The 6,961-nt window shown below is 60.0% G+C and carries 4 protein-coding genes and 1 pseudogene; 4 read left to right on the forward strand and 1 reads right to left on the reverse strand.

Annotated elements, in window-relative coordinates; genetic code table 11:
* The first annotated feature begins 7 nt into the window (after positions 1 to 7).
* The 3 genes and pseudogenes from CH268_RS04475 (at position 8) to CH268_RS28135 (ending at position 3,505) form a co-directional block, all read left to right on the forward strand.
* Complete coding sequence (locus tag CH268_RS04475; RefSeq protein WP_094662598.1) at positions 8 to 1,222, forward strand: acetyl-CoA C-acetyltransferase; 1,215 nt, start codon at positions 8 to 10, stop codon at positions 1,220 to 1,222.
* Between the two features lie 654 nt (positions 1,223 to 1,876).
* Positions 1,877 to 3,121, forward strand: a pseudogene (locus CH268_RS28405) (zinc-ribbon domain-containing protein); the annotation flags it as partial.
* Positions 3,122 to 3,166: 45 nt separating this feature from the next.
* Positions 3,167 to 3,505, forward strand: a complete 339-nt coding sequence (locus tag CH268_RS28135) for a hypothetical protein (protein WP_255182289.1) — start codon at positions 3,167 to 3,169, stop codon at positions 3,503 to 3,505.
* 97 nt (positions 3,506 to 3,602) lie between these two features.
* Here CH268_RS28135 and CH268_RS04485 read toward each other — a convergent pair whose 3' ends face one another.
* Positions 3,603 to 4,832 carry a hypothetical protein gene (locus CH268_RS04485; protein WP_094662602.1) on the reverse strand — a complete coding sequence of 410 codons (1,230 nt, stop codon included), beginning with the start codon at positions 4,830 to 4,832 and terminating at the stop codon, positions 3,603 to 3,605.
* A 261-nt stretch (positions 4,833 to 5,093) separates the two neighbouring features.
* Here CH268_RS04485 and CH268_RS04490 point away from each other — a divergent pair, with 261 nt between their 5' ends.
* Positions 5,094 to 6,161, forward strand: a complete 1,068-nt coding sequence (locus CH268_RS04490; protein ID WP_094662604.1) for a TerD family protein — start codon at positions 5,094 to 5,096, stop codon at positions 6,159 to 6,161.
* Positions 6,162 to 6,961 lie beyond the last annotated feature (800 nt).

Below are 6,961 nucleotides of genomic sequence, written 5' to 3' on the forward strand. Positions count from 1 at the left end.
AATCTTCATGCCAGACGCTGTCATCTGTGAACCGCTGCGCACGCCCGTCGGACGATTCGGGGGTGTGCTTCGCGATGTGTCACCGCAGCAACTCGCCGCTGTAGTGATCGAAGCGCTGTGCGCCCGTACCGGACTGGAAGGCGGTGTCATCGACGACGTCATTTTGGGACAGGCGTCGCCGAATGGCGAAGCACCGGCTATCGGACGGGTTGCCGCACTGGATGCGGGTCTCGGTATCGATGTTCCAGGTGTGCAGGTCGACCGTCGGTGCGGTTCCGGACTGCAGGCCGTCCTACAGGCGTGCATGCAGGTGCAAACGGGCGGTAGCGATCTGGTGTTGGCCGGCGGTGTGGAAAGCATGAGTCAGGCCGAATTCTACGCAACCGGAATGCGATGGGGGGTCAAGGCCGAATCGGTAGCGCTGAGCGATCGACTGGCCCGGGCTCGTATCACTGCGGGTGGGACAAACTTTCCTGTTCCCGGCGGGATGATCGAAACCGCCGAGAATTTGCGAGCAGAGTTTTCGATCAGTCGTCAAGACCAAGACGAACTTGCAGTGCAGTCGCATCAGCGCGCCGTGGCCGCGCAGATGAACGGAGTGTTCGCCGAAGAAATTGTGGGGGTGCAGGTTCCGCAGCGGCGCGGTGATTCGATCGTGGTCGACACCGACGAACATCCGCGTGCCGACACCACTGTCGATAGTCTGGCGAAGCTACGTCCGATGCGCGCGAAAATCGATCCGGCCTCGACCGTCACGGCAGGTAATGCCAGTGGTCAGAACGACGGTGCCGCCCTAGCGATCGTGACGACTCCGGAGCGTGCAGCCGAGCTCGGGCTACGTCCGATCGCGCGGTTGGTGAGTTGGTCCGTTGCCGGTGTAGCGCCACGGACAATGGGAATCGGACCGGTCCCGGCGTCCGAGAAGGCTCTCGGTCGTGCAGGGTTGACCACGGCCGATATGGACGTCATCGAGTTGAACGAAGCCTTTGCCGTGCAGACCTTGGCGGTCCTGCGGACATGGGGTATCGAGCCGGACGATCATCGGCTGAACCCGAACGGCTCGGGCATCTCGCTCGGCCATCCGGTCGGTGCCACAGGTGGCCGGATTCTCGCGACTCTCCTTCGCGAAATGCGGCGGCGTGATGCTCGCTATGGGCTGGAAACCATGTGCATCGGTGGCGGGCAGGGTCTTGCTGCCGTCTTCGAGAACATCAGTCGGTAGCAAGGCCGAAGTCCCCGGATTCGAAAGCCGACGCGGTCCTCTGCAGGCCCTGGCCGCGTCCGGACAGCTCGCCGAACTCGACGTTGTGGACGCGTTTCGGCGAAAGATTGTTCCTAGCTTCGAGTTCGGCGCAGAACGGCGTCGGTCAGAACTGGAACGGGCGACTGTGTTCGCGAACGGTGAGCTGCTGCCACTGAGTGAACTCGTCACAACTGCTTTGGGCACTGAATTGTGCACCATTGTCCGAGGATCCGGTTCCACCGTTGCCAGCAGTTCCCCGCGGTGTTTTCGGAGGTCGAAAGAACCGGGAGGGTGTCACTACTCGGAGCAGCTGGGGGTAGATCAGCATGAACCGGTATGGACGGAAGGCGCTGCTCAGAGGCTGTGCGTTGGGTCCGGGTGGGGCCATCGCAGTGTGATCGATCTAGCTGGTGCCCACGAGTCGGCGCGGGTAGTCGCTGGACCGTCGGTCTGTCGGACGGCTAGGTGCAAGACAGGTCCACCAGCTCAACGACAGGCGATTGCGGTGACCGATCACGGTCCGATGATTGGCGAGATCAGCATCGATCTGCGGCTTTCATCGCTTTCGATCCTAACTAAGGACGCGGGCGACAGGTCGACGTAGTGCGGCATGAAATCTGTCAGAATGCGGTGGTGAGCTCGCTGGAGGAGACGGACGAAAGCCTTGCCAAAGAATGGCATTCCACGAAGAACGGTGGGTTGCGTCCGACGATGGTTTCGCCTGGTTCGTATAAGAAGGTCTGGTGGTCCGCGGCGTGTGGTCACGAGTGGGATGCAACAGTCGCTAATCGCACCAGAGGTGCAGGTTGCCCGTTCTGCTCCGCTCGCGGACGCAAGCGGATACTCCCAGGATTCAATGACCTTCTCAGCCTTCATCCTGCCGTGGCAAGCCAGTGGCATCCAACGAGGAACACAGAGAAACCTAGCTCTGTAGCCCCGGGCTCCCACAGAAAAGTGTGGTGGATGTGTAGTCGGAGGCACGAATGGAAGGCACTGGTGTACTCGCGTGTATCGGGCGTGGGTTGCCCATTCTGCGCTGGGAAACGCCCGATACCGGGCGAGACAGACCTCTTGTCTACACACGCCATGCTCGCATCCCAATGGAGTCTGAAGAATAGGCTGCCGGTCACCGAAATATCTGCTGGGTCCAACAAGAGGGCGTGGTGGGTCTGCGCAGACCGCCACGAGTGGGAGGCGACGGTGGACAACCGCGTCAAGGGCAAAGGATGTCCGTACTGTTCTGGCCGCAAAGTAGTTCCCGGTCTGACCGATATCGTTACAACCCACCCAGCTCTGGCACGGGAATGGCATCCAACGAAAAACGGGGTGGTCGCGGCTGAGGACGTGTCCCCAGGCTCGAACAAGCCGGTTTGGTGGCAGTGCGGCGAGGGTCACGAATGGCGTACCGCGGTCTCGAATCGAGCTGGTTCGGGAAATGGTTGTGCTGTGTGTTCAGGCCGTGTGGCAGCAGCAGGTGTCAACGACCTGCGTACTTTGCGTCCCGACTTGGCTGCCGAGTGGCACCCGGCGAAGAACGACAGAGGGCCTGATTCGGTCCGCCCCGGTGCGGGGTATAGGGCTTGGTGGTTAGGGGCGTGCGGTCATGAGTGGGATGCTCAGATCTGTTCCCGAACGGGGTCATCGAATCCTGGTTGCCCGTACTGCTCGCCGGCTCCAAAGCGGGTTCTTGCCGGTTTCAATGACTTAGCTTCGCAACGACCTGAAATCGCATCTCAGTGGCATCCCTTCAGGAACGGTCCATTGTCTCCGGAACACGTATCGGTCGGTACAGACAAGGCTGTGTGGTGGGCGTGCGAGGATGGACATGAGTGGGTGGCTTTCGTGTACTCCCGAACAGGCGCACAGCCTTCGGGGTGTCCGACATGCCGGCCAGCGTGGAGCGTCGCTGAAAAGCAGGTCGTTGTGTTCCTGCGTGGGCGGTTTCCCGAACTCGAACTGGTTGAGAACGAACGGACTCTTCTCGGCAGTCGGCGGGAGTTGGATATTTACATTCCGAGTCAGAACTTAGGTATCGAGTTCAACGGACTGTACTGGCATGACGAAAGCAAGCCCGAGGTTCGGCGCCGACACGCAGCAAAGATTGCGGCGGCACAGGCGCTGGGGATCGCTCTTGCCGTTGTGTGGGAGGACGATTGGAAGGTTCGGCGCGCTGAAGTAGAGGATGCGTTAATGGCGATAGTGCGGGGGGATGGAATACCGGCCTGGATGACGTTTGCGCGTCAGCCGCAAGTGGAACGGTAGCGCAAAACAAGCGAGTTCAACTGCGCTGACCGAGTCTCTACCCACGCAATCATTCCATCGCCGCTCAACGTCACCCTTTGGCCGTTCAGGAGCTCTGCTATGTGCGATTGCGGGCTCGTTCGGAGTCGGCTTGCACACCGTCGGCGCGCAGAGCCGTGACCAGTTGGCTCAGGGTCGTGAAGACGTTCTCGGGACGTCCGAGCGTGCGTTGCGCCTCTCGGAGTTGGGTGCCGGTATGTACTTCGGCGCAGACGTAATCGGCGTAGGCGGCGGCGCTGGACAGGTGAAACATATCGACTAGGTCGTTGCGTCGCCATTTGTTTCTGTGGTCGATGAAACGCCGAACGAACAGTTCGGAGACGAGCCCAACCATGGGCGAGTCGGCGAACATTCGCGTCAACTCGGTGTCACTGAAGGTGGGGAAGTCGTTGGATTTTGTTAGCCGGCGGTAGGCAGTGGTGTAGAAGCCGATGTTTTCGTTCCAGTAGCGGCGTCGTGCGAGTTGGCGGCGTTGTTCTTTCGGTACACGCGACGCGCGGATTTGCGCGGTGATGGTTTCGTGGTGGCGTACCCAATTTGTGATCGGGTCTTTTTCAATTGTTTTGGGGTCGATGAGTTGACTCAGAATGACGCTCGGCATGGTAAGCATCGCCATGAACTTGTCGATGTTGGGTGTTTCGTCGGTGATGCTGAGGGACGTGTCCCTTCCGAATAACGCGCCGGGTTCGGTAACGATGGGGTGTAGGACGGGTGAGTCCTGGATGAGTCCCAAGTGCAGTCGGATGGAGCGGTCGACCTCGTGCTTCCACAGGTCGAGCGGGTGCCTGATTTGCCATCCGCCGGCGAGGCGGGCCATGGCCAGACCAATCTCATAGCGTAGTTCGCCGTGCAGCCCAGCCGTTTCGAGGAGGTGTCCAGATGAGAGGGGCAAGACAATGCCTGCGTCGCAGGCAAGAAATATGAGCTCCTCAGCCGCGTGTCGTTCGTCGAGGTTTTCCACGCGTAGCGGGTCGTTCATCGCGTCAGCGACGGTTCGCCATCGATTTTGGTCCAGGTAGACGGATGGTCGGCCTTTCAGAGCGGGTGGGGATGTCGGGTTGAATCCCTCTGTAATGACGCGGTCGTTCCTGGTCGTGGTCGATAGGATCCACCACTTTTCCCAATCGAAAGTCGAGGTCGCAATCGGGGAGTTGGCTGGCCGGTATTCGGTGTCGAGTTCGGCGTCGTGAACCTCCCCGCTTTGGTACACGATTCGCAAGGTGCCGGTCTGGTAGTCGACATGCCAGTACTTGAATCTATCTGCGGATATGACCAATGATTCGTCCACGAGCGCAGGCTACCCGCGGGGTCCGCCACAGACGGTCAGGGCGCTTCCGGGCCTGCATACGCGATGACGCCTCAGCTCGGCCGGTCTCATGACCCGAAATCTGTAAGTCGATCAGGAAATGTTCGTGATTGCTCCGCCGGAATCAAGAACGAACACCCTGCTGCGTTCCGGGGGAACATCTGTATGTCGCCTGATGGGTCCTGCGCGGTCGCTAGGCTTCTGGTCCAGTAGTTACGCACGCGAATCACGAAGGGTCGTAACATGCAGCAGTTGCAGATGGGCCAAAACTGCATGCTGGGTGGCAATCAACTGAGCATCGAATTTACCGATCAAGAGGGGGTTTTCGATGCCGAGTTGATGGCCGTGTTGGTAGGTCGAGACTTCCGAGCGAGGTCCGACGAGGATTTGGTGCTTTTCAACCGGGTGAGCTCTCCTTGTCAAGGTGTTGTGCTTGCGGGGGCTCGGCGGATCGAGTTGAGGCTGGATCGATTGTCCGTGGACGTGGCGAGAGTAGTGGTGGCGGTTGCGGATGGTGGAACCAGTGCGGGACGGACTTGCTTTGACGGTGGCGTCGTGTCAGTTCGTTCCGACGAGGGGTTCGACGCAATCCACCAGCTCGGTGGGCTGACGTCGGAGAGATGCGTTGTGCTCGTGGAGGTGTATCGCGCCGGGGAGCGATGGAAGCTTCGGGCGGTCTCTCAAGGATGGTCGGATGGCGTGTCTGCGTTTGTGGAGTCGTACGGGATCGAGGTCGATTCGGACGCTGACGCGAGAGTCGATGGTGGCGAGGCTGGGAGCGTAGCGGTGTCGACGATCGTAGTTCCCGACCAGTTCGCTGGGGATCCGATCGGGTCGGGTGAGGCCGCGTGGCGGAAGAAGCGTGCAGGGGAGTCTCTGAACAAATTCGACGAGCTTCATGCGGTCGAGTACGAGGCGGGGTTAGTAAGAAGCACGCACTTCCTGAAGTGGGGTGAGGAAGTTGCCAGACTGAAGAGGGAAGGTCATCTCGTCGAAGCGTTGGAGGTATTGCTCGAGGTGATCGCCGCAACAGAGCGCGAGCAGGCGCAGGAGCACGCGAATGCGCCCGTGCGAGCGGCATATTTCGGCCGACCGGTCGAGGAGATCGTGGTCCGTGAGACGCCGCCGGGCTGGACACACAATGCGGCCATCGTCTACCGGAAGCTCGGTGACCTGCGTGGGGAAATCGCCGTTGTCGATCGGTGGCTGGCGCATGCGGGGGACTCATCGAAATGGGTTGGCGCAACGCATGCGAAGCTCATCGCACGACGGCAGAAGGCGTTCGAGTTGTTGCAGAAGAGTTCTGGGTGATGGTTCGTCGATAGGCGGCGGAGCTCGGGAACGGGTCACGTGTGCTCACGTGCTGAGGTTGGGCTGCTCTGCAAGCAGACAAATTTGCTGCTTTGCAGGGGTGTGTACTGACATGATCTTCTGCGAACCGAGGTGGATCCACCTGGAGCAATCGGTATTCGAGCGTGCCGCGAGCGTGTCACTACTCGGTGCAACTGGGGGTGGACCGGTGTGAACCGGCGTGGATGATAATCCCTGGTCAGGGTCAGTACGGTGGGTCCGGTTGGGACCATAGTAGTGTGGTCGATCTAGCTGGGGGTCAAGTGGTCGCAGGTTCAAATCCTGTCAGCCCGACAGATAGTTGCAGGTCAGAGGCGGTTTCGGAGAAATTCGGAGCCGCCTTTTTTGTGTGCGTGCCGCGAGGGTGTCACTGCTCGCTTCTTACACGGTCGAACTGGGCGCTGAGTCGGTGTCCAGGTGTATCCACTGGTGTCCGGCGATCTGCGTGTGTTGAGCAAATGGACCTGCATGGACGGAGCCACTTGATTCAGCTGGTTCGCTGTTAAGTAGCTACGGAGTAGATAGGGGTCCGTGTCGAGCTGAAACTTGGACTAGATCGTTGGCTCCGGTTTGTGTTTCGTCCAGATCCGCTGGCAGCGCTCTGTCGATAAGCTCTGTTGCCAGATGGCGTTTGCGTTCACCACGGGATGATGTCGGTGGTTGATATCGGTGGACGACCTCACGTGTCGGTCTGTGTACGACCTGACGTGTCGGTGTCCGGCAGGTTCATGATGCCGGTGCCTCCACTGGTGTGACAAGCC

Source organism: Rhodococcus sp. 06-1460-1B (assembly GCF_002258475.1).
Classification (GTDB): Bacteria; Actinomycetota; Actinomycetes; order Mycobacteriales; family Mycobacteriaceae; genus Rhodococcoides; species Rhodococcoides fascians.